Genomic DNA, 21898 nt, shown 5'->3' with positions numbered 1-21898 from the left:
GCTGCGTCGGTCCTCTCGGTCGACTAGCTGTGAGTATGCAGGACGCCCCGGAACGGGTCAGGGGCAACACGCCGTCACCCCTGTGGTGCAGGCTGTGCGGCCGCGGTTTCGGGTTCGGCGGTCTCGGGACTCTCCGGTTCCGGCGGCGCGAGCACACCGAAGACCAGGCCGGTCATCGAGCCCGCGTCGAGTTCGGTGATGGCGGCGGCGACCTTCTGGGTCGGCACCCGGTGCGGGAACGAGTCGGGGGCGAGACCGTTCACCCGCACGCCGAACTCGGCGAATTCACTGGCCTGATGCCGGGTCAGGTGATCCAGCGCGGCCTTGGTCGCGGAGTAGATGGCCTGCCCGCCGGGATACACCTCCGATCCGGACAGGCTCGACACGTTGACGATATTGCGGTTGCGTTCCCGGTTCCGAAGATCCGCGCCCAGCCAGCAGCGTTGCGCGAGGCGGGTCGACAGTCGCAGCGGCACACCGACATTCATCGCGAACTGCGGTTCGAACTCGTCCAGGGCGGTATCCCCGTCGACCATGCCGTTGGGCTGCAGTTCGATGCGCGCGGCATTGTTCACCAGCAGATCCACCCCGCCGAACTTGGCCAGTGCCAGATCCACCACCCGCTCCACCTCACCCTCGCGGGTCAGGTCGGCGCGGATCACGTACACCCGGGATCCGTTCTCGGGCAGTTCTTCTCGCGGTGCGAGCGGATCGATGAACCACTCCTCCTGCGAGGGCACCGCGGGCACCCGGTCGCGGCAGACCGCGACGATGTCGTAGTTCTGGTAGTACGCCCCGCAGAACACACTGCCCAGCAGTCCGCCCGCCCCGGTCACCAAGGCGACCCGGCGCTGATCACCATTCGGCAATTCCGGCACCTCCCCAGCGGCGCACCGCCTGTTCACGTGGCTGGTGCAGCCACATCACCACACTGTTGCGGGCGGCGGTGTTGCCACCGGCGAAGGCATGCCACGAGCGTGGCGTGCATTCGAAGACGATCATCGAATTGTTCAGCGGCGGAACGTAAACCGTCGGCTGCGGGTTGGGCGAGCCGATCGCGGAGTACAGCCCGGTCTCCCCGCCGTTGCCCGAGCGCCAGTCGGGATTGCCGAGATAGAACAGCACCGCGACCGCGCGGACCAACTCGCGCGCGTCGACCCCGGTGGTGCGCGTGCCGTACTTGAGATCGATGCCCGGATCCGGCAGGCCCACGCCGTTCTCACCGGGCGGCTGACCCCGGAACCACGCGGGCGCCAGGTCGCTGTGCGGCCAGCCGCGCGGACTGCCCGGCGGATGATGGTGGACCGAGCCCTCGACGTCGCCCGTGACATCGGACACGCCGACCACCCCGGCGATCAGATCGTGCCACGCGCGCGAGAGGAATATCTCCAGCGGCCCGTCCCGCAGTTCGGCCAGGCTCACCCCGCTCGCGCCGTAGTTCTGTGCCACCTTGGCGAACAGTTCGGGCCGATCGGTGCGTACCCGTTCGTATTCAGCGGCCAGCCGGGTGTAGAACGCGGACGTGAACACATCTCGCACGTAGACGTGCGAGAAGGGACGGGTGCGGCGGACCCAGCGGCGATGCGCCAGCAGGCCGGTGAACCATCCCGGCAGCGGCGTTTCGGTTTCCATTCGTGCTCCCTCCCGGACCAACCAGCCGATCCTATGGGGTACCGGCCGCCGGCACAGGGGGGCCCTCGCCGATTCCGGCCTTTTGCCGCAAGTCGAGCCGCCGCTCGTGCAACGATCACTCGGTGATTCGAGATGTCCGTATCTGTTTCGTCGGCGATTCACTGGTGGCCGGAATGGGGGATGGTCGGTATCTGGGCTGGGCGGGTCGGCTCGCGGTGCGCGCGGACGGCGCCGGGCAGCCGCTCACCTATTACAACCTGGGGGTGCGCGGGCAGACCTCGACGGATATCGCGGCTCGCTGGGAGGCCGAGTGCGACCAGCGCCTGAACCCGGAAACCGATGCGCGCGTGGTGTTCTCCTTCGGCGTCAACGACACGTTGCTCGAGGACGGTCGGATGCGGGTGCCCGCGCCGGATTCCGCGGCGAATCTGACCGCGATCCTGCGCCGCGCGGCCGAGCGCGGCTGGACCTCGCTGGTGGTCGCCCCGCCGCCCAACGCCGACGACGAACACAGCCGGCGCATTGGCGAATTGGATTCGCTCTACTCCGAAGTCTGTGCCGCGCAGGATGTTCCGTATGTCCGGGTGCATCAGCCGCTGCTGCACAACCACACCTGGATGCGCGCGGTACGCGATGCGGACGGCTACCATCCGGGCGCCGAGGGTTATGAGGAGTTCGCCGCCCTGATGGTCCCGTACTGGCTGCTGTGGCTGGCCGAGCCGGGGTCGGCCCTGCCCGTCGTGCGCTGAGGTCACCGGCGCCGCGCGATTCGGTCGACCGCCGCTGATCACCCGCCGGCCTCGGCACGCCGTCGGCGTTGTCGGGCGCTTCGGCGGCGCACCGGAATTATTCCGGCTGATATCGGGGTTGACCTGGATAATCAGCTCGCAGCCCGATCGGCAGCAGGGTCCGCTCGTCCAGCCGGGAGGTAGATCATGTCGCTCACATTGACTCCCAACCACCCCGCGGCGGCGCATCTGCGGCGGCTGTTCCTGGCGGTGATCACCGCCAGTTTCGTCTTCCTGCTGGCGTGGGTGGTCTACCTTGCGACCAGTCTGCCCGAGCATCGGGAGGTCGCGCACTGGGATATCGCGTGGGTCGGCTTCGATTGCTTCCTGGTCGCCGCCATCGGGATGACCGCACTGTGGGCATGGCTGCGCCGGCCGATCCTGATTCCGTGGGCGATCATCACCGCGACCCTGCTGTGCTGCGACGCCTGGTTCGACATCGTCCTGGACTGGAACACCCCCGACCTGCCGATCTCCCTGCTGACCGCCGGAGTGGGCGAATTGCCGCTGGCCGCGCTGCTGTTCTATGCCGCCTGGCGGCTGATCCGGCTGTCCATGGCGGCGGCCTGGGCGCGCAGCGGCCGGGGTGAGCCGCCGCGGATGTGGCGGGTGCGGATGTCCATCTTCGAACATTCCGCCGTCCCGCGCGATGAGCACACCGGCGAGCATTAGCATGGCGAGCCGGGGGATACGGCGCGACGAGCGAGGCGGAGGGAGCAGCGTGACCAGTGCGAGCGAATGGGCAGCGGACGACACCGACCTTCGGGCTCGACGGGCGAAATCGTTCGGTCCCGAGGCCGTCGCCTACGAGGAACATCGACCGGACTATCCGCTCGCGGGCATCCGGTGGGCGCTGGCGCCGCTCGACGAGCCGGATCCCGAGGTGCTCGATCTGGCCGCCGGAACCGGCAAACTCACCGGGGGTCTGCTCGCGGTCGGCGCACGAGTCACCGCCGTGGAACCGGACGAGGCGATGCGCGCGGAATTCCACCGCCGCCACGAGGGCGTGAAAGCGCTGGAGGGCACCGCGGAATCCATTCCACTGCAGGATGATTCGGTGGATGCCGTAGTGGTCGGACAGGCTCTGCACTGGTTCGATCAGGAACGCGCATTTCCGGAGATCGCCCGGGTGCTGCGTCCCGGTGGGGTATTCGCCGCGTTCTGGAATATGCACGACGTCGGGGTGCCGTGGGTGGCCGAACTGGACCGGCTCGCACGGTCGCAGGTGTCCTTCCAGACCCGCACCTCCGGCGGCACGGTGGAAAATCCGCTGTTCGACGAGTTCGTGCAGGCCGATTTCCCGCACGTGCAGCGCCGGACCGCCGAGAGCCTCACCGCGACGATCGGCACCCATTCGCACACGCTGGTGATCTCACCGGACGAGCGGGCCGTACTGCTCGATCGGATCAACACCTACCTGCGCGGCATCCCGGAGGTCGGTGACGGCGAATTCGATCTGCCGCTACGGACTCTGGTGATTCGTTCCGGGGTGCGCTGAGGCTCAACGGGTTTCGAGAACGGCCATGGCGGCGTTGTGGCCGCCGATACCGCTCACCCCGCCGCCGCGGACCGTGCCCGCGCCACATCGGAACACGTTGCGATGCCCGGTCCGCACACCCCAGCGGGCCGCGGGGTCCGGATCGTCGTCGGTGCGATACGGGAAACTCAGGTCGCCGTGGAAGATGTGCCCGCCGGGCAGGCCGATCTCGCGTTCGAGATCCAGCGGACTGCGGGCCTCCAGGCAGATCCGGCCCGCGGCGTCGGTGGCCAGGCAGTCCCGAATCGGTTCGGCCAGTACCGAATCCAGTTGTGCGAGCGTCGCGTCCAGGACCTCCTGTTTGACGCGATCGTGATCCTCGGTGAAAAGTCTTGCCGGAGTGTGCAACCCGAACAGCGTCAAGGTGTGCATGCCGCGCGCGGCCAGTTCGGGGCCCAGAATCGACGGGTCGGTGAGGGTGTGGCAGTAGATCTCCGACGGCGGCCGGGCCGGCGGATTCCCGGACTCGGCGGCGCGGTAGGCGCTGTCCAGTTGCGAATACGCCTCGGCGATATGGAATGTCCCGGCGAACGCCGCCCGCGGATCGATGTCCTCGCGCAGCCGGGGCAGGCGGGGCAGCAGCATGTTCACCTTGAGCTGTGCGCCCTCCGGCTTCGCCGGCGCGGAATCGCCCAGCAGGCGGGACATTTCGTGCGGCGCGGCGTTCACCAGCACATGCCGTGCGCCGACCGTGCCACCGGAGAATCGGACTTCCGCTGTGCTGCCGTCGGTTTCGATCGCGTGCACCGCGCTGTGCACCACGATCTCCGTACCCGCGGCCCGCGCGGCCGTGGCGAGTGCGTCGGTCAGCGCGCCCATCCCGCCGATCGGAACGTCCCAGTCCCCGGTGCCGCCGCCGATCACGTGATAGAGAAAGCAGCGGTTCTGTCGCAGCTCCGGATCGTGTGCGTGGGTGAAGGTGCCGATCAACGCGTCGGTCAGCACGACCCCGCGCACCGTGTCGTCGGTGAACGTGGCCTCGATCGTCTCGCCGAGCGGTCGTTCGAAGATCGCTTCCCAGGCCGCGGAATCATCTATGGCGCACTGCAATTCGCTGCGGGTCGGCAACGGTTCGGTGAGTGTCGGGAAGACCCGCTGCGCCACTCGGCCGGTCGTCTCGTAGAACTGCTGCCACGCCCGGAAATCGGCATCGGACCCGGTGAGCCGGATGAAACTCTCCCGCGTGCGCTCCGAATCCCCGGTATCCACCAGCAGACCCGCCTGCCCGACCGGGGTGTACGAGGAGATCCGCCGTCGGCGAGTGGCGAACCGCAACTCCAGATCCTCGATGATCCGCTGGGGCAGCAGGCTCACCAGGTACGAATAGCGGGACAGCCGCGCATCGAAATCCGGGAAGACCCGTTCGGATACCGCCGCGCCGCCGGTGTGCGGGCCGCGTTCGAGCAGCAGCACCGAACGTCCGGCCCGCGCCAGATACGCCGCGGCCACCAGCCCGTTGTGGCCGCCGCCGACGACCACCACGTCGTACGAGGTTCGCATCTGCCCTGGATATCACGAATCCGGCCGCGATCACCCCTGCTCGGGCGAGTCGGCCTCGGCCGACCGGGTCGCGATCAGATACCAGTGCCGGGTGCGCTCGTCCGGATCGGGCTCGCGGTGCATCCGGGCGACGACCGTGAAGCCGCGGGGCCGCAGCAGTTCCGCCATGCCGCGCAGGGACCAGCGGTAGGAGGTGGTCACCCGGTGATCGTGCGCCTGGACCTCGACCGATTCGTCGGCCGCGGCCTGGAACGCCATCAGCAACTGTCCGCCCGGTCGCAGCACTCGCGCGAATTCGGTCAGGACGCCGGGCACCCGTTCCGGCGGCAGGTGGATGATGCTGTACCAGCTCACCAGACCGCCGACCGCGGCGTCGCCCAGCGGCAGCCGCTCCATCGTGCCGATCTCGTAACGCAGATCCGGACGGTCGGCGCGGGCCAGCCGGATCATCTCCGGGGACAGGTCGATGCCCGACACGTCCACCCCCAGCGTGTCCAGATGGGTCGTGATCCGTCCGGGACCGCAGCCGACATCGATCACCGGGCCGGACCCGGCGGCTCGCACCAGATCCGCGAAGGCGCCCAGCATCGCGCGATCGAACGGCTGCGCGGCCAGGGCGTCGGCGAACATGTCGGCGTACAGTTCCGCCACCTCGTCGTAGGCATTCCTGGTGGTGGGGACGTCGGCGGGTTCGACGAGGTTCGATTCGTTCACGGCCGCAGCCTAACGATCGGCACCGACACCCTCGCCCGATCGATTCCGGCCGAAACCGGCTGATCCGCAACGAGTCTCGAGTCCTCGCACACGGGAAATGATCTTGCTTGACTTCCGGCGCGGGCGGGCTCAGTATGGCAAGGTCAGCACCTCGTAGGGTGAGGCTCCTGCATGAATACAGGCTACTGATCTCGGTCGTCCGCGTACGCACCGAGGTCGACCGGGTCACCCGCGGCACGTGTGGGCCCCCGGGTGGCCATCCATACCCGGAACATCTTCGTGCACGCCGAAACCCTGTCGAGCGGGTGGCCCCTTCGTATTTCGCGGTGGTACATCCCTGTGCTCAGACAACCGGTGACGATCTGCGTCCCCGGCGATCGTAGTTCGGCAGTGAGGAGGTGAGGGACGAAATATGACATTCGTCGACAGTCCGTATCGGTGTCCGGCCCGACAATCTAGATCGCCGCGACCCCTCGTCCAATCACACCATCGACCGGCAACGACGCCGCAGGAGACCTGAGCATCATGACGCAACCCGCCATCGAAACCTTCCACCGCAACGACGCCCGCATGCTCGACACCGCCGAGGGCGTACTCGTGGCACTGCGCCGCTACAGCCCCGCCGAGGCGTTCGCCGAGATCCTCGACACCGCCCGCCGACACCGCGTGCCCGCCCTGGGCCTGGCTCGCGCCCTGGTCGAACTAGCCGGGGCGGAACCGCCGGTCGACACCCCCGACGTTTCCGCCGCCGTGGCCCGCACCGCTTGGGGGCATCTGCTGGCCCGCCCGAACCTCGACGTACCTACCCCCGCCTGAGGTAATCGGGCATTGCCCGGCTCGCTGCTGGGCGATACCGGGCCGCTGGGCGTGGTTTCGCTCTGCCGCTGCTCCTGCGCCGGGCGGCGGCGGGCGCGATCTTCGGGCAGACTTTCCGCATGGAGACGCTCGGATCGCGCACCGTCTACACCAATCCGTGGCTCGAGGTCCGGGAGGACGACATCCGTCGCGCCGACGGATCCACCGGCATCTACGGCGTGGTCAGCCGTCCCGATTTCGCCATGATCGTGCCGCAGGAGCAGGATCGCCTGCTGCTGGTGGAACAGTTCAGATATCCACTCGGACAACGCTGTTGGGAATTCCCGGCGGGCACCCTGCCCGACCGCGCCGCGGCCGACCCGATCGAACTGGCGCACCGTGAACTGCGCGAGGAAACCGGCCTGCGCGCCGCGAACCTGACCTACCTCGGCCTGCTCGACACCGCCCCCGGCACCGTGAGCCAACGTGGCCGCGTCTATCTCGCCACCGACCTCACCCACGGGGAGCCCGAGCGCGAACCCGAAGAACAGGACATGCGAATGTCCTGGTTCCCCCGCGAAACCTTCGAGCAGATGATCCGCACCGGCGCGATCACCGACTCCCAAACGCTCGCGGCGTACTCCTTACTGCTGTTGCACAATTCGTAGCCGCAGTCATCCAGAGTCGATATCGCACATCAGTTCGATTGTGACGTAATTGGATGTTACTGTGTCGGGTGTGGGAGGGAAGGAATCGAAGCGGGCGTACAGGTATAGGTTCTATCCGACTCCTGTTCAGGCGCAGCAGCTTTCGATGACATTCGGGTGCGTTGGGTATGTGTACAACCGGGCGTTGGCCGAGCGTTCTCGCGTGTGGGCTCAGGAGCAGCGGCGGGTCGATTATGCGGAGACTTCCCGAATGTCGACGCAGTGGAAACGCGATCCTGAAACGATGTGGCTTGCCGAGCCGTCGAAGGGGCCGCTGCAACAGGCGTTGCGGAACTTGCAGGTCGCGTTCGAGGGCTTCTTGCGGAAGCGGACTGGGTATCCCCAGTTCAAGAAGAAGGGAAAGTCCAGAGATTCGGCGACCTACTTCAGGAACTGCTTCACATACCGGAGCGGTCGACTCGAGCTTGCGAAACACGCTGAACCGCTGGATATTCGGTGGTCCCGTCCGTTGCCGACAGGTGTCGTGCCGTCACAGGTGACAGTGTCGCGCGACAGTGCGGGCCGCTACCACATTTCGATCCTGGTAGAGGAGGAGATTGTCGAGCACAACCCTGCGGATGCAGTGGTGGGAGTGGATGCAGGGATCGCGTCGCTCTACACGTTCTCGACGGGGGAGAAAGTGTCCAATCCACAGCATGAGCAGCGGGACAGGGCTCGCTTGGTGAAGGCGCAGCGGGCGCTCGCCAGGAAACAGAAGGGGTCGGCGAACCGTGCGAAGGCCCGGGTAAAGGTGGCGCGTATTCACTCCCGGATAGTGGATCGGCGCAATGATCATCTGCACAAACTGTCAACTCGACTGGTGCGCGAGAACCAAGTGATCGCCATCGAGGATTCGAGTGTGCGGAACATGGTGCGCAATCACAGACTGGCGCGGGCGATCTCTGATGCAGCGGGGGAGGCAACTGTCAGTGAAACAGGAAAGCTCTGTCGTGAGGCAGGGATCTTGGTCTCTCAGGCCAGGAAGAAGTCAATATCGTCAAGATATGGAGTGGATCGATGCCCGATCGGCGGCGGACCGGCTCGGGGTGAAGCCCGCGACGCTGTACGCCTACGTCAGCCGGGGCGTGCTGCACCGGCGCTACGATCCGGGTCGTCGGCGCAGCATGTTCGATCCGGCCGAGGTGGAGGAGCTGGCCCGGCGCGGCCGGCCGCGCCGCAAACCCGCGCCGACCGAGATCGCCATCGAATCGCGGATCACCACGCTCGGCCGGGATCGGCCGTACTACCGTGGCCGCGACGCCCTCGAACTGGCCGCCGGTCATCGCTTCGAGGAGGTCGCCGAATGGCTGTGGCGCGGTGAACTCACCTCGACCGCCCCCTGGCGCTGCCCGGCCGATGCGGTCGCGGCGGCCCGCGCGGTCCAGGCCGGACTCCCCGCCGGGCTGCTCCCGCTGGATCGCCTGCAGGTGGCGGTCACCGCGCTCGCGATCAGCGATCCGATGCGTTTCCAGCGGGATCCGGCGGTCGTCGCCGCCATCGGCCGCACCCTGATCGCGGGCATGGTCGAGGCCCTGCCAGCACTGAGTGATCCGGTCGCGGAATCGATCTCGGCGCTGCTGTGGTCCCGGCTGAGTCCGCGGCCACCGTCCGGGGAACCGGAATTGCGCCTGGTCGACACCGCGCTGATCCTGCTCGCCGATCACGAACTCGCCGCCTCGACCTTCGCCGCTCGCGTGGCGGCCTCGGTCCGCGCGGACCCCTATGCCGTGGTGGGGTGCGGCCTGGGCGTACTCGGGGGCCCGATGCACGGCGGCAGCTCCCCGGCGGTGGAACGCATGCTCGCCGAGATCGCCGAACCGGCCCTGGTCCCGCGCGTCATCGGCGACCGGCTGCGCCGCGGCGAGCGCATCCCCGGCTTCGGCCACACCGTCTACAAGAACGGCGACGCCCGCGGCACCCACCTGTGGAACCTGTTGCGCCCCATGGCCTCCGGTCATCCGGCGATCGTGCTGGCCGAGGCGGTGCGCACCGAACTGCGCACCCGCCGTCTCCCCGAATTCAACTGCGATTTCCCCCTCGCCGTCCTGGGTATCGTCTTCGGCATGGTCCCTGGTGCGGGCGAAACCCTCTTCGCCGTCGCCCGCACCGCGGGCTGGCTGGCCCACGCGCTGGAGGAATACGCGTCGGGCGTACTCATCCGACCTCGCGCCATCACCCCGCCGATCAGCTGAACCGGTTGTCGCGCAGTATGTTCAGCGCTGGCGCGGAGGTTACATCGTCTTCGTCGTGGTATGCGATGCCAGGTGCCTCCATCGGATTATGTTGTGCCCAAGATGATTCCGGTACGCCTTTGTCTCCACCGCACTCAGCGACCGGACCGCTGTTACTGCCGTATCACTCGCATGCCGGAGTAGGGCGAGGTGCATCGACTGGTGGCGCACGGCCGGGGCGGATGCGGTATCAGCGCATTAGAGTCACTGCGGCGCAACGGAATCCGGTTTGCGCTGGGCGCGCAGGACGGTGTCGCTGGTATGATGGGTGCCCGCGGGCGCGGGAGCTGTGCGGGGGCGGGTTTCGTCGATCAGGATGATCCAGTTCTCGTCGAGCAGGGTGGCGATCTCGGCGGGCTGGTAGAAGTCGCGCGGGTTCATATCGCCGTCGGGGTTCGGGGGCAGGTCGGCGAGATCGTGGCCGACGACGAGCAGGGTGCCGCCGGGGGCGACGGCGGTGAGCAGGCCGCGCAGCGCGGTGTGGTCGTGTTCGCGGGGGAGCGGGAAGTACTGCACGGTGACCAGGTCGAATGCCTGGGCCGGGGGTGGCGTTCGGGTCAGATCGGCCACCGACCACGAGATGCGTTCGGCGACATCGGCCGCCGAGGCGGCGGCACGCTCGAGCGCGACGCGCGAGATGTCGACCGCGGTGACCCGCCAGCCGCGCCGGGCCAGCCAGAGTGCGTCACCACCCTCGCCGCAGCCGACGTCCAGCGCCTGCCCCGGCGGCAGATCCGTGACCTCGGTGACCAGCACCCCGTTCGGGTTGCCGCTGAAGAGTCGCTCGCGACTGCCGTACCTGGCATCCCAGAAGTCTGCGTCCATCGTCCCTGCCTCGTTGATCGGATCGGTATCACCAACCTGCCGCGTTGATGAGGATCTGACAAACCTCTTTGCGGAATCCGCAAATTATCGGCACCATCGAGCCATGACCGAAGAGTTCGACACCGTCCTGGCCGCGGTCGGCCCTCGACTGCGTGAGCTGCGCCGACGCAGCGGATTCACCTTGACGACGTTGTCCGAACGCACCGGAATTCCGATCAGCACGCTGTCCCGGCTCGAATCCGGCCAGCGCAAACCCGGCCTGGAACTACTGCTCCCGCTGGCCCGCGCCTACCGCGTCCCACTGGACGAGCTCGTCGGCGCACCCGCCAGCGGCGACCCGCGAGTATTCCCGCGACCGTTCACGCGAGAGGGCATGACCGTCATCCCCCTGACGCGCAAACCCGGTGGGCTGCAAGCTTTCAAACAGATCCTGCCCGCCGAACGCCACGACCGCGAACCCGATCCCCGCTCCCACGAGGGCTATCACTGGCTCTACGTGCTCAACGGCCGCCTGCGCGTCATCCTCGGCGATCAGGACCTGATCCTGTCCAGCGGCGAGGTCGCCGAATTCGACACCCACCTGCCGCATTGGTTCGGCAACGCCGACCCCAGCCCGGTCGAATTCCTCAGCATCCTGGGCCCGCAGGGCGAGCGCTTCCACATCCGAGCCCGCTACCGCCCGACCTGAACGAGGTCAGCCGAGGAAGTCCGTCAGCCGATCGACCAGCCACCGGGGCTGTTCGTCGGGAACGAAATGTCCGCAGCCCGGGATCATTTCGAGCCGCATATCCTCGGCATGCTTGCGATAGCTGTCCGGAATACCTTCCGAGAGAGGGTCGTTCGCTCCATTGAGGTGCAGTGTCGGCACCTGCGGCCGCAACCGGCGACAGTTCCGAATGAAGTACGGGTCACGTCCTGGGCCAGTCGCTCGAGGGTGTATCCGGAGCTGCTCCCCTCCGACCAGCCCAGTCCGCGAACATCCGGGCAGATCACCCGATATCGCCGCGACAGCGAACCGATGACGCGCCGCCATCGAAGTAATTCCCTACTGCGTCGACGGCATATCGAACGCCGCGAACAACGTCGGTTCGAGAAATACCGTGATCGCGCTGATGTCATCCGATCCGGCAGTGATCACGTGGATCGAATGTGCTTGCAGCACACCATCTTCACCGCGACGGTATTCGGCGACCGCGGGCTGGCCGTTGGCCGCCGTCGGAATGAGGACCATGCCGCCGGGATCGGTGAAGGCGCGTTCGGCGAGGAATCGCGTCACGGCGTCGCGGCCGGTGAACCACACCGGGACTGGCGGCATCTCGAGTCGCACGTCGGCGGCCAGCAGCGCGGTGAGGGCGTCGAGATCCGCATTCTCGAAGGCCGCGCAATAGCGGTCCAGCAGGGCGCGGCGCTCGGCGTCGTCGGGTTCGGCGGCCTGCTCGGCGGCGGGTGCGAGCTGCGCCAGATGAGCGCGGGCGCGTTGCAGGGCGCTGTTGATCGCGGCCGGGGTGGTCTCCAGCAGTTCGGCGACCTCGGCGGCGCTGAACTGGACGACATCACGCAGGATCAGCACCGCCCGCTGCCGCGCCGGTAATTCCTGCATCGCCGTCATCACCGCGAGCCGCACACTCTCCCGGGCCACCACGGTCGTCTCGGGAGTCAGTGCGTCCGGCAGCGGTTCGAGCCACCGGTACGCACCCCCATCCCCGTCCAGCGACGCGTCCGGATCGGCCGAGCCCGCGCCCAGACCTGCCGGAAGCACCCGGCGGGCACGGTTCTCCAAGGCGCGCAGGCATGCGGTCGTGGCGATGCGATACAGCCAGGTTCGCAGTGCCGCACGTTCCTCGAACGCCGGATATCCGCGCCATCCGCGCAGGTACGTCTCCTGGACGAGATCCTCCGCGTCGTGCACCGACCCGAGCATCCGATAGCAGTGTGCGATCAGCTCGGCGCGAAAAGGCGCGGCTCGTTCGATGAAATCCTCCTGGACCGGCACGGTCGTACTCCTCGGTCTCGGCACATCGGGGGAGGTGGACCCCTATGTACAGACACCGGCCGCGCCCGGAATTCATCGGGCCATCCGCACCCTTCGTGAGTCGCGGACTACGGCAGATCGCGACTCCGCCTGCACACCGATGAATCCGCGCGCCCACCCGTATCTCAACTATCGGGGGATCTCGAGCGCAGCTTCGACGAAAGCGATGACGAGCATGAATGAACCGATTACACCCGGTGACCTGGACGGCGCGACGGCCGTCGTCACCGGAGCAGGCCGTGGATTCGGTCGCGGGATCGCCGCGGCGCTCACTGCGGCCGGAGCACACGTCGTGGGCGTCGGCCGAACCGGCGCCGCTCTGGAAAAGGTGCACGCCGAACTGGGCGATGCCTTCACGCCGGTGGTCGCCGACGCGGCCGATCCGGCCACCGCCGCTCGGCTCCTGGACGAATACCGTCCGCGCATCATCGTCCTGTGCGCCGGGGCGATGCCGCGGATGAGCCCGGTGCAGGAGCAGACCTGGGAGAGTTTCAGCCTGAACTGGAATGTCGATGTGGCGCAGGCATTCCACTGGACGCAGGAGGCGCTGCGCCGCCCGCTGCCGCCGGGCACTTCGGTGATCGCGATCTCCAGCGGGGCCGCGATCAACGGGTCACCACTGAGTGGCGGCTATGCGGGAGCGAAGGCGACGGTTCGGCTGATCACCAGTTATGCCGCCGCCGAATCCGAACGCGCCGGGCTGGGCATCGAATTCGTCTCGGTGCTACCGCAATTGACGCCGCTCACCGACCTCGGCGCCGCGGCGGTTGCGGCCTACGCCGCGCAGCAGGGCGTCGACGCCGACACCTTCGTCCGGGCTCGGGGACCGGTGCTGACTCCCGAGCAGGTGGGTGCGTCCGTACTCGCGATCGCCACCGCCGCCGAACCCGTCCATCACGCGAACACGCTGACCGCAGCAGGCATTTCGCCGCTGGCATGAAAGGAAGGATGGCAATGGATCACACACCGCCGATCGTCTCGCCGCAGGAGTGGCAGGCAGCGTGGCAGGAGATGCTGGTGCAGGAGAAGGCGGCGACGCGCGCCCGCGACGCCCTCGCCGCGGCGCGGCGTCGGATGCCCTGGCAGGCCGTGGACCGGCAGTACGTCTTCGAAGGGCCGGAAGGGCGGGTGAGCCTGCTGGATCTGTTCCAGGGGCGTCGGCAACTGGTGCTGTACCGGGCGTTCTTCGAACCCGGTGTCGGCGGCTGGCCGCGCCATGCCTGCCGCGGCTGCTCCATGATGGCCGATCACGTCGGCAATCTCGCCCACCTCAACGCCCGGGACACCACCCTGGTCTTCGCCTCCCGCGCGCCGCAGGCCGACATCGTCGCGCTGAAGGAGCGGATGGGCTGGCAGATGCCGTGGTACACGATGACCGACGACTTCGACGCCGACTTCGGCGTCGACGAATGGCACGGTACGAACGCCTTCATCCACAACGGCGACAAGGTATTTCGCACCTATTTCATCCACAACCGCGGTGACGAGGCGATGGGAACCACCTGGAGCTTCCTGGACATGACCGCACTGGGCCGCCAGGAACTCTGGGAGGACTCTCCCGAGGGCTATCCCAGAACCCCGCCCTACGAATGGTGGGACTGGCACGACAGCTACGGCGAGCACATCCCCTCCCGCTGGTTCGGCGACCCGGACCCCGACAACCCGAAAGATCAGCGCCCGCCCCGCCGGGAAGACCAGGAAAGCGCGTAATCGCCAGTCGCACAAGTGTTCCCGGGTGCAAGTCGCCCGGGAACCGGGGGCCCGCACTCAGGCCGCGCTGGTCTGCGGATAGTACGGCCGCAGCCCGGCGGCGAGGATGCGGTCGAGGATTCGATCGGGTACCACGCGCAGCATGCGGGTGATCAGGGCCGCGTCGCGGCCGATGGTGTAGCGGGTGCGCGGTTTCGGGGTGGTGACGGCCTTCGCGATCACCCGGGCCGCGTCCTGCGCGGACCTGCCGCCTCCGGCGTGCGCGGCGGAGTGTGCGTTGGACGCGTGGATCAGGCCGCCGTAGCGGGCGCGATGTTCCGCTGACATATCGGCGGCGAGCCGGTTCGCGGTGCTGACCACCCGGTCCGACATCTGTGTGCTGACCGCCCCGGGTTCGATGACGACCACCCGAACCCCCAGCGGTGCGAGCTCGCGGCGCAGTGCATCGCTGACTGCCTCGAGGGCGAATTTCGTCCCCGCGTAGGGCCCGTAGGTGGCCATGGCGACCCGCCCGCCGATCGAGCTCATGTTGATCACCCGGCCCGAATCGCGCAGCAGCGCGGGCAGCAATGCCTGGATGACGGCGATCTGGCCGAAGAGGTTGACCTCGAACTGCCGCCGCCATTCGGTCAGCGGCAGCGTTTCCACGGGAGCGTTGAGCTGGACGGCGGCATTGTTCACCAGGGCTCGCAGCGGTCCTGCCTGCGAGTTCTCGCCGAAGCGGGCGGCCAGTCGCGCGATGTGATCCGGTTCGGTGATGTCGAGGATGACCGGTTCGATGCCCTCGGCTCGCAGTGCGTCGGCGTCGCGATCACGACGCACCCCGGCGATGACGTGGAACCCCTGCCGCGCCAATTCGCGTGCGGACGCCGCCCCGATCCCGGTCGAGGCCCCGGTCACGACGACCCATCCCCGACTTCCGGACGAGATTTCAGATGACGTTGTCATCTTCATAACGGTAGATTTTTCAGATGACAGTGTCAACTGTAATGTGGCCGGCATGGTCACCCGCACCGAATCCGCCGCCGCGACCCGCCGCGCCCTGCTCGACGCGGCCGCCGAACTGCTGGACAGCGGCGGGCCGGATGCGGTGACGTTGCGCGCGGTAGGCGCGCGCGCCGGACTGACCCGAGGTGCGCCGTACCGGCACTTCCCCGACAAGGACAGCCTGTTGACCACCGTCGCGACCGAGGCCCTGGACCGTCTCGCGGATCAGGTGCGGACCGTGTGCGCCGATCCGGAAGCATCCACGGCCGACCGCCTGCGCCGCGCCCTCGCCGAACTCGTCACCCTCGGCCGCCGCCAACCGCACCTGTACCGCCTGATGTTCGAATCCCCCCTCGGCGACCCCGCGACGGTGCACGCCGCAACCCTGGCGGGCGAACGAGCCGAAGCCGAATTCTTCACTCGCATAGAAGATCTGGTCGGCCACCGGCGAGCTCCCCACTTCGCCGCGCTCCTGCTGGCCGGCGTCCACGGCATCACCGCCATGGAGTCGAGTGGTCACCTCAGCAAGGACAAATGGCAGGTCACCGCCGATGAACTGGTCGCAACCCTGGTGTCGATGATCGCCCGAGAGGCTAGCTCGCAGGGTGCGGGATGATCGCCGTCAAGCATCGACGCCGTGCTCTGCGGGGAGCAGCAGCAGCTTGCCGTGGGCGTGGCCGCCCAGGCTGATCTCCAGAGCCGTCCCGAAATCCTCGAGCGGGAAGGTGCCCGCGACGGGGACGTCGAAGCGGCCCTCGGCCGCGAGTCGCACGAACTCCGGAAGCCCGTCGACACGCTCGAGTCGGGCTTCGTGGAACGTGTCCCGCACTCCGAGTTCCGCGGCTTCGGGTACCGAGCCGCCGAGGGTCAGCACCCGCGTCGGGTCGCCGCCCGCGATCCGAATCAGATCCGGCAGCGCGCCGCCGACCGGGGCCGTGTCCAGGACCAGGTCGACCGGGCCGTGGCCGAGGGCGCGGACGCGTTCGACCATGCCGTCCCCGTAGGAGGTGACCTGGGCGCCGAGTTCGCGCAGCCGGTCGGCGTGCGCCTGTCCGGCAGTGGCGATCACCCGCAGGCCGCGCACGAGCGCGATCTGCACGGCCGCGTACCCGATCGTGCTGCCCGCGCCGTGAATCAGAATCGTCTTGTCCGGGTCGAGCCCGAGCGAGGTGAGGTGCTGGTAGGCCGTGTCGACCGCCATCGGCAGCGCCGCGGCCTGCGCGAGATCCAGGCCCGCGGGGACGGGAGTCCAGCGGTCCATGATCGCGTAATCCGAGGCGCCCGCCGACGACGACTCGCGCCAGTCCGCATTTCCGACCACCAGGTCGCCGATGCCGACCTCGGTGACCCCGTCGCCGACGGCATCGACGGTGCCGGACACATCGATTCCGACACCTCGGGGCAGTTCGCCCGGGAACAGGCCCTCGCACAACGCCCAATCGGCCGGAGCAAGTCCGCACGCGTGCACGGCTATCCGGATCCGGCCCGGTCCGGGCTCGGGAACAGGCGCGGTCTCCATCCGCAGGACCTGGCGAGCCGGCCCGTACTCGCGGAATCGCACCGTGCGCATCGTGGCGGTGGTCTGGTCGGGATCGGTCATCGGTATCTCCTGGCGATCACGGGTCTCCCCGCGATCGGATAAAGTGGATCATGTTCCGTTTACCTTTTTCAGCATAACACGAAGTGGAGCGTGATCCGTTTTGGCGAATGCCGAGTCGGCCGAACTGCGAGCCGATGCCGCCCGCAACCGGGATGCCCTGCTGGAAGCAGCCACCCGGACCTTCTCCGCATCGGCCACCGAGCCGTCCATGCGGGCCATCGCGCGCGAGGCCGGTGTCGGGATCGCCACCCTCTACCGGCACTTCCCCACCAGGGAGTCCCTGGTCGACGCCGTGTACCACGATCAGGTGCAACGGCTCACGCAGGGAGCCGACGCGCTACTGCGGCAGGTCCCGCCCGTCGAGGCGCTGCGCGCGTGGATGGACCTGTTCGGCGACTGGCTCTCGACCAAGCACGGCATGATCGACACTCTGCGCACCATGATCGATTCCGGCGAGATCGCCCAGACCGAAACCCGCGACGAGCTGCTCGCGGCGATCACCCGCATCCTCGACTCCGGCAGCGCCGCAGGCGATCTGAGATCCGATGTCACCGCCGACGACATCGCGGCGAGCCTCATCGGCACCTTCACCGTCACCAGCGGACGACGAGAACAGGCCGGACGACTCCTCGATCTGCTCGTCGACGGTCTGCGACCGCGGAACGACGTTCCCCGGACTACCCCCGAGCCATATCCACGAACCGGCTCAGATGCAGCTGGTGCGCAACGGTGATCGTGGCCGTCGGGCCGTTACGGTGCTTGCCGAGAATCAGGTCCGCCTCGCCGCCGCGCGGATCGTCCCGCTCGAACGCATCGGGCCGATGCAACAGGATGACCATGTCGGCGTCCTGTTCCAGCGATCCCGATTCACGAAGGTCGGAAACCATGGGCCGCTTATCGGTTCGCTGTTCGGGACCACGGTTCAGCTGGGAGATCGCGACGACCGGGACCTCGAGCTCCTTGGCCAGAAGTTTGAGGCTTCGGGAGAATTCGGAGACTTCCTGCTGACGGGATTCGACCTTCTTACCCGAGGTCATCAGCTGCAGGTAGTCCACGACGACCAGGCGCAGATCGTGACGTTGCTTGAGCCGCCGGGCTTTTGCGCGAATCTCCATCATCGTCAGGTTCGGCGAGTCGTCCACGAACAGCGGAGCCTCACTGATCTCACTCATCCGCCGCGCGAGCTTGGTCCAGTCGTCATCGCTCATCCGCCCCGACCGCATATCGCCCAGCTTGATCTTCGCCTCCGCCGACAGCAGACGCATGACGATCTCGGTCTTACTCATTTCCAGCGAGAAGATGACGCTCGCCAACCCATGCTTCACCGAACAACTCCGCATGAAATCCAGTCCGAGCGTGGAGTTGTGCGTCGGAATCATCGACCTGCCCGCCAGGTACAGATGCTCCCCGTTGTCGACCTCTACGCACCTGACCGGCACGCTGGCCACAGGTCGGACATCGACGATGTAGCGGGAACCGGAGCGGGCCAGGTTGGTTGCCGCACGACGTTGCTTGTGTAGCAACTCTTTCCGGTGCAGGCCGAAGACCGTGTCGTCGGTGGAGAAGGTCAGGGTGTAGGCCGTCGAGGACTGCGGCGTGCGGCCCGAGACCGGCTTGGCCGAGAGTTGGCAACGGTAACCGAGCCCGACGATCAGTTCCGCCACGTCGTCCGCCAATTGCCTGTTCGTCACGGAGAACTGGACCGATCCGCCGTGAGTCACCGTTCCATCGGTGTCCAGCAGTCCGGCCAGGAGGGCCCGTCGCTGGGATTCCGATGCGCGTAGATATGCCATGGGGATGTGCTTGTCACCCAGAACCCCCAGTGTGCGGAGGCGAGCTTGAACCGTGCCGATCGTATTCCGACACGGTTGGCAGAGGCGTAGACCGATCGACGGGCCACCGCAGTGTGAACAGCGTGGTTGGGTATTCGGTGCGGAAACGAATCGTGCCTTCCCGCCACACGACCGACCGCAAGTCTTCACCTCGCTGGTGGAGGGGGTGAATTCGTCGCCGCACACCACGCACCGACGTGGCAGAACAGCTGCGTCGGAAGGTAACTGGAGGCTGTACCGGAGCACGGCCGTCTGCGAGGGCACTGCCACGATCCCCTCGCCCTCGATACGCGCGACGATTTCCGTGTCTGTGGTTGTCAGTTGGGCAACCGCAGACGTCCCGTCGCCGAGCCAGGCTCCCAACGTGTACGGCGGAACCAGCAGATCTCGCTCCGGCAATTGAAGGGGTTCGGTGTTGGTGACCGAATGATTTACTCGCCTGTCCGCTGTCCCGCAACGGAGTGTGTCGAGTATCTGCCCGGTTGTTCGAACTTCGGCAGAGGTTCCCTGATTGCGGTAACGGTTGTGGCCGGTCGCTGCCTGCTGTGCAGATCGCCGGGACGCCCGGGTCTCGGTCAGCCACTGATGTTCCTCGTCGGCGACGATGACTGTGCCATCGGAGAATTCGACCTCGTAGCAGGGCCGCGATGTCAGGACTTCGGTGGCGGCTACGACGCGGGTCGGCCGGCCGTGCGCGTCCAGGAGTTGGTCGCCGACGGCGACTTCGCCCATGGTTGTCCAGCCGGACGGGGTGGGCAGGGGGGTGTCCAGGGCCAGTGCCTTGCCCACGCCGGGGCGGGCCGCGACGATGATCATCTGGCCGGGGTGCAGGCCGTTGGTCACCTCGTCGAGTTCGGTGAAGCCGGTGGGGACGCCGAGGGACATGCCGCCTCGGCTGGCGATGGAGTCGATCTCGTCCATCGTGGGTTGCAGGAGTTCTTCCAGGGGCAGAAAGTCCTCGGTGGAGCGGCGTTCGGTGACCTCGTAGATCTCGGCCTGGGCGCGGTCGACGACCTCGGCGACGTCCTGGCCGTCGGCGCCGGCGTAACCGAACTGGACGATGCGGGTGCCCGCCTCCACCAGACGGCGCAGAATCGCCTTCTCCGCAACGATTTCCGCGTAGAAGGAGGCGTTGGCGGCGGTGGGGACGGTCTGGGTCAGCGTGACCAGGTACGGGGGGCCGCCGATGCGTTTGAGTTCGCCGCGGCGGTCCAGGGCCGCGGAGACCGTGACCGGGTCGGCCGGTTCGCCGCGGCCGTACAGATCCAGGATGGCGTCGTAGACGGCCTGATGGGCGGGACGGTAGAAATCGCCGGGACGGATGACCTCCACGACGTCCGCGATGGCGTCCTTGCTCAGCATCATGCCGCCGAGGACGGACTGTTCGGCGGCCATATCGTTCGGCGGCTGCCGCCCGAAGTCCTCCCCCGGCGTCTCCGAGTACTCCGGGGTGCCGCGATCGTCGACGACTGCCACGAAACTCGACCGTCCTCTCGCACGCCCTCGCGTGCATCGTCAACTGTGCGCGCTGCGAAACGAGCACGATCCCGTCTCCGGCTGCAGCACCATCGATCACCCGTTGTACTCCCGGGCACCGACATTTTCCCGTCGCTCCACAGCGGGTCGCACCGTCCCGGACACACCGCCGACGACGAGGTCGCGCGATGGTGCGGGGCGGCACGGAGCAAACCGATGGTGCATGCTGCGAGGCCGAGGAGATGGTGCGGGTCCGGGTACCGGATCACGACATCGGATCGAACCTATGGGACCAAGCTGGGGAGTACCAAACCAGGGTGTGCACACGGCTGTGGACAAGCTGGGGATAGTTCACCTGCTGTTGTGCACCCCATGTGGATTACCTGGGGAAAACTCACCTGGGCCCTGTACAACAGCAAGGTGAAAAGGCGTTTCCGCAGTTACGCACATGTGGATTAACAAAGCGGCGGCGTGTCGTTGGAGATGAACAGCCGGGCGTGTCAGGTTAACGCTGAGCTCGTGGAGTATGACGGGGGTCACAATGCGAACGGTCGGTTCGGTCGGTTATCCCCATCTTGTCCCGAATACGTCGAGGTCGGGCCGAAGATCGGTCACCGAGAGATCCCTCGCCGACCGCCGAAAATCGGCTAACGGCCGGTTAATGATGCCACGGGCATGACGAAACACGCTCGAAGACCACCCTCGTACACCTGGTACGAAGGCGGTCTTCGAACGTCATGCGCTCGCGCGCGAGATCACTCCGCGGCGTCGACCTGCAGGGTGAACTTGGCGGCCACATCCGGGTGCAGATGCACCACGACACCGTGCTTACCGGTGCTCTTGATGTGCGCCTTGGGCAGCTCGATGCTGCGCTTGTCCAGCACCGGGCCACCGGCGGACTTGATCGCGCCCGCGACATCGGCGGTGGTGACCGAACCGAACAGCTTGCCGGTACCCGCGGTCTTCACCGACAGCGAGACCGACTCCAGGCCCTCGATGGCCTGCTTGAGCTCGTTGGCGTGGTCCAGGTCGCGCACCTTGCGGGCGTCCTGCGCCCGGCGGATGCCCGCGACCTGCTTCTCCGCACCACGGGTGGCGACGATCGCCAGACCACGCGGGAGCAGGAAGTTGCGGCCGTAACCGTCCTTGACCTCCACGGTGTCGCCGGGGGCGCCGAGGTTGTCCACGTCAGCAGTCAGAATCAGCTTCATTGTGTTGTGCCTCCCGTTCTCAGCGAGCCGTGGACACGTACGGCAGCAGCGCCACTTCGCGCGAGTTCTTCACCGCAATGGCGATGTCGCGCTGGTGCTGCACGCAGTTGCCGGTGACGCGGCGCGCGCGGATCTTGCCGCGGTCGCTCACGTACTTGCGCAGCAGCGTCGTGTCCTTGTAGTCGATGGCCGCGAACTTCTTGCCATCCTTGGCAGCAGCCTTGCTTTCCTTGCAGAAGGCGCAGGCCTTCTTCTTCAGCACCTTTTCGCGTGCCGGTGCTTTGGCCATGGTCTCGTTCTCCGTATTGCCTGGGAGTCACA

General features: G+C 67.3%; 23 protein-coding genes and 1 pseudogene. 12 read left to right on the top strand and 12 right to left on the bottom strand.

Annotated features, from left to right (window positions below; translation table 11 throughout):
* Nucleotides 1-74 precede the first annotated feature (74 nt).
* Both ON40_RS48545 and ON40_RS33855 read right to left on the bottom strand, forming a co-directional pair.
* Nucleotides 75-869 carry an SDR family NAD(P)-dependent oxidoreductase gene (locus ON40_RS48545; RefSeq protein WP_245568101.1) on the bottom strand — a complete coding sequence of 265 codons (795 nt, stop codon included), beginning with the start codon at nt 867-869 and terminating at the stop codon, nt 75-77.
* Nucleotides 856-1632, bottom strand: coding sequence for a 2OG-Fe(II) oxygenase (locus ON40_RS33855; RefSeq protein ID WP_051193947.1), 777 nt, complete (start codon nt 1630-1632; stop codon nt 856-858). The genes ON40_RS48545 and ON40_RS33855 overlap by 14 nt, the downstream gene beginning before the upstream one ends.
* 122 nt (nt 1633-1754) lie before the next feature.
* Between ON40_RS33855 and ON40_RS33850 the strand changes: the two genes are divergently transcribed.
* From ON40_RS33850 to ON40_RS33840, 3 genes are all read left to right on the top strand, one after another.
* Nucleotides 1755-2381 (top strand): DUF459 domain-containing protein, encoded by a 627-nt coding sequence (locus tag ON40_RS33850; RefSeq protein WP_040829193.1) that lies wholly within the window; start codon nt 1755-1757, stop codon nt 2379-2381.
* A gap of 186 nt (nt 2382-2567) precedes the next feature.
* Nucleotides 2568-3092, top strand: coding sequence for a hypothetical protein (locus ON40_RS33845; RefSeq protein WP_051193945.1), 525 nt, complete (start codon nt 2568-2570; stop codon nt 3090-3092).
* 49 nt (nt 3093-3141) lie between these two features.
* Nucleotides 3142-3918, top strand: coding sequence for a class I SAM-dependent methyltransferase (locus tag ON40_RS33840; protein WP_040829192.1), 777 nt, complete (start codon nt 3142-3144; stop codon nt 3916-3918).
* A gap of 3 nt (nt 3919-3921) precedes the next feature.
* On the opposite strand, the gene ON40_RS33835 is transcribed toward ON40_RS33840, so the two are convergent.
* The gene (locus ON40_RS33835; RefSeq protein ID WP_040829191.1) at nt 3922-5457 is read right to left on the bottom strand and encodes a phytoene desaturase family protein; all 1536 of its coding nucleotides are present in this window, start codon (nt 5455-5457) and stop codon (nt 3922-3924) included.
* Nucleotides 5458-5487: 30 nt separating this feature from the next.
* Nucleotides 5488-6171: a class I SAM-dependent methyltransferase gene (locus ON40_RS33830; protein WP_040829189.1), complete on the bottom strand. Its 684-nt coding sequence runs from the start codon at nt 6169-6171 to the stop codon at nt 5488-5490.
* Between the two features lie 525 nt (nt 6172-6696).
* On the opposite strand from ON40_RS33830, the gene ON40_RS33820 reads away from it, so the two are divergent.
* From ON40_RS33820 to ON40_RS33810, 4 genes and pseudogenes are all read left to right on the top strand, one after another.
* Nucleotides 6697-6987: an ANTAR domain-containing protein gene (locus ON40_RS33820; RefSeq protein WP_051193943.1), complete on the top strand. Its 291-nt coding sequence runs from the start codon at nt 6697-6699 to the stop codon at nt 6985-6987.
* 119 nt (nt 6988-7106) lie between these two features.
* Nucleotides 7107-7634, top strand: a complete 528-nt coding sequence (locus ON40_RS33815) for an NUDIX domain-containing protein (RefSeq protein ID WP_040829187.1) — start codon at nt 7107-7109, stop codon at nt 7632-7634.
* Nucleotides 7635-7695: 61 nt separating this feature from the next.
* Nucleotides 7696-8634 (top strand): annotated as a pseudogene (locus tag ON40_RS50335) (RNA-guided endonuclease InsQ/TnpB family protein); the annotation flags it as partial.
* Nucleotides 8635-8677: 43 nt separating this feature from the next.
* The gene (locus ON40_RS33810; RefSeq protein WP_040829186.1) at nt 8678-9865 is read left to right on the top strand and encodes a citrate synthase; all 1188 of its coding nucleotides are present in this window, start codon (nt 8678-8680) and stop codon (nt 9863-9865) included.
* Nucleotides 9866-10108: 243 nt separating this feature from the next.
* Here the strand turns inward: ON40_RS33810 and ON40_RS33805 are convergent, their stop codons facing one another.
* Nucleotides 10109-10729: a class I SAM-dependent methyltransferase gene (locus tag ON40_RS33805; RefSeq protein WP_040829185.1), complete on the bottom strand. Its 621-nt coding sequence runs from the start codon at nt 10727-10729 to the stop codon at nt 10109-10111.
* A 103-nt stretch (nt 10730-10832) separates the two neighbouring features.
* Here ON40_RS33805 and ON40_RS33800 point away from each other — a divergent pair, with 103 nt between their 5' ends.
* The gene (locus ON40_RS33800) at nt 10833-11417 is read left to right on the top strand and encodes a helix-turn-helix domain-containing protein (RefSeq protein WP_040829184.1); all 585 of its coding nucleotides are present in this window, start codon (nt 10833-10835) and stop codon (nt 11415-11417) included.
* 83 nt (nt 11418-11500) lie between these two features.
* Here ON40_RS33800 and ON40_RS56235 read toward each other — a convergent pair whose 3' ends face one another.
* Both ON40_RS56235 and ON40_RS33790 read right to left on the bottom strand, forming a co-directional pair.
* On the bottom strand, nt 11501-11848 hold the full coding sequence (locus tag ON40_RS56235; RefSeq protein ID WP_373282011.1) for an alpha/beta fold hydrolase: 348 nt from the start codon (nt 11846-11848) through the stop codon (nt 11501-11503).
* Nucleotides 11775-12722 (bottom strand): RNA polymerase subunit sigma-70, encoded by a 948-nt coding sequence (locus ON40_RS33790; RefSeq protein ID WP_040829182.1) that lies wholly within the window; start codon nt 12720-12722, stop codon nt 11775-11777. Before ON40_RS33790 ends, ON40_RS56235 begins: the two co-directional genes overlap by 74 nt.
* Before the next feature lie 214 nt (nt 12723-12936).
* On the opposite strand from ON40_RS33790, the gene ON40_RS33785 reads away from it, so the two are divergent.
* Nucleotides 12937-13701, top strand: a complete 765-nt coding sequence (locus ON40_RS33785; protein ID WP_040829181.1) for an SDR family oxidoreductase — start codon at nt 12937-12939, stop codon at nt 13699-13701.
* Between the two features lie 14 nt (nt 13702-13715).
* Nucleotides 13716-14471, top strand: a complete 756-nt coding sequence (locus ON40_RS33780; RefSeq protein WP_040829180.1) for a DUF899 domain-containing protein — start codon at nt 13716-13718, stop codon at nt 14469-14471.
* A 57-nt stretch (nt 14472-14528) separates the two neighbouring features.
* Here ON40_RS33780 and ON40_RS33775 read toward each other — a convergent pair whose 3' ends face one another.
* Nucleotides 14529-15419, bottom strand: coding sequence for an SDR family oxidoreductase (locus ON40_RS33775; RefSeq protein ID WP_051193992.1), 891 nt, complete (start codon nt 15417-15419; stop codon nt 14529-14531).
* Between the two features lie 52 nt (nt 15420-15471).
* Between ON40_RS33775 and ON40_RS33770 the strand changes: the two genes are divergently transcribed.
* On the top strand, nt 15472-16074 hold the full coding sequence (locus ON40_RS33770; RefSeq protein ID WP_040829368.1) for a TetR/AcrR family transcriptional regulator: 603 nt from the start codon (nt 15472-15474) through the stop codon (nt 16072-16074).
* 6 nt (nt 16075-16080) lie between these two features.
* On the opposite strand, the gene ON40_RS33765 is transcribed toward ON40_RS33770, so the two are convergent.
* Nucleotides 16081-17058, bottom strand: a complete 978-nt coding sequence (locus ON40_RS33765) for an NADP-dependent oxidoreductase (RefSeq protein ID WP_245568100.1) — start codon at nt 17056-17058, stop codon at nt 16081-16083.
* A gap of 100 nt (nt 17059-17158) precedes the next feature.
* Here ON40_RS33765 and ON40_RS33760 point away from each other — a divergent pair, with 100 nt between their 5' ends.
* The gene (locus ON40_RS33760; protein ID WP_083896104.1) at nt 17159-17791 is read left to right on the top strand and encodes a TetR/AcrR family transcriptional regulator; all 633 of its coding nucleotides are present in this window, start codon (nt 17159-17161) and stop codon (nt 17789-17791) included.
* Here ON40_RS33760 and dnaB read toward each other — a convergent pair.
* The 3 genes from dnaB to rpsR form a co-directional block, all read right to left on the bottom strand.
* Nucleotides 17736-20366, bottom strand: coding sequence for a replicative DNA helicase (gene dnaB, locus ON40_RS33755; RefSeq protein ID WP_040829179.1), 2631 nt, complete (start codon nt 20364-20366; stop codon nt 17736-17738). The genes ON40_RS33760 and dnaB overlap by 56 nt on opposite strands.
* Before the next feature lie 755 nt (nt 20367-21121).
* The gene (gene rplI, locus ON40_RS33750) at nt 21122-21577 is read right to left on the bottom strand and encodes a 50S ribosomal protein L9 (protein ID WP_040829177.1); all 456 of its coding nucleotides are present in this window, start codon (nt 21575-21577) and stop codon (nt 21122-21124) included.
* Nucleotides 21578-21596: 19 nt separating this feature from the next.
* On the bottom strand, nt 21597-21866 hold the full coding sequence (gene rpsR / locus ON40_RS33745; protein WP_040829176.1) for a 30S ribosomal protein S18: 270 nt from the start codon (nt 21864-21866) through the stop codon (nt 21597-21599).
* Between the last annotated feature and the right edge of the window lie 32 nt (nt 21867-21898).

The organism is Nocardia jiangxiensis NBRC 101359 (assembly GCF_000308615.1).
GTDB lineage: Bacteria > Actinomycetota > Actinomycetes > Mycobacteriales > Mycobacteriaceae > Nocardia > Nocardia jiangxiensis.
The sequence above is the reverse complement of the archived record's forward strand: the minus strand, read 5'-3'. Positions and strand labels throughout refer to the sequence as shown.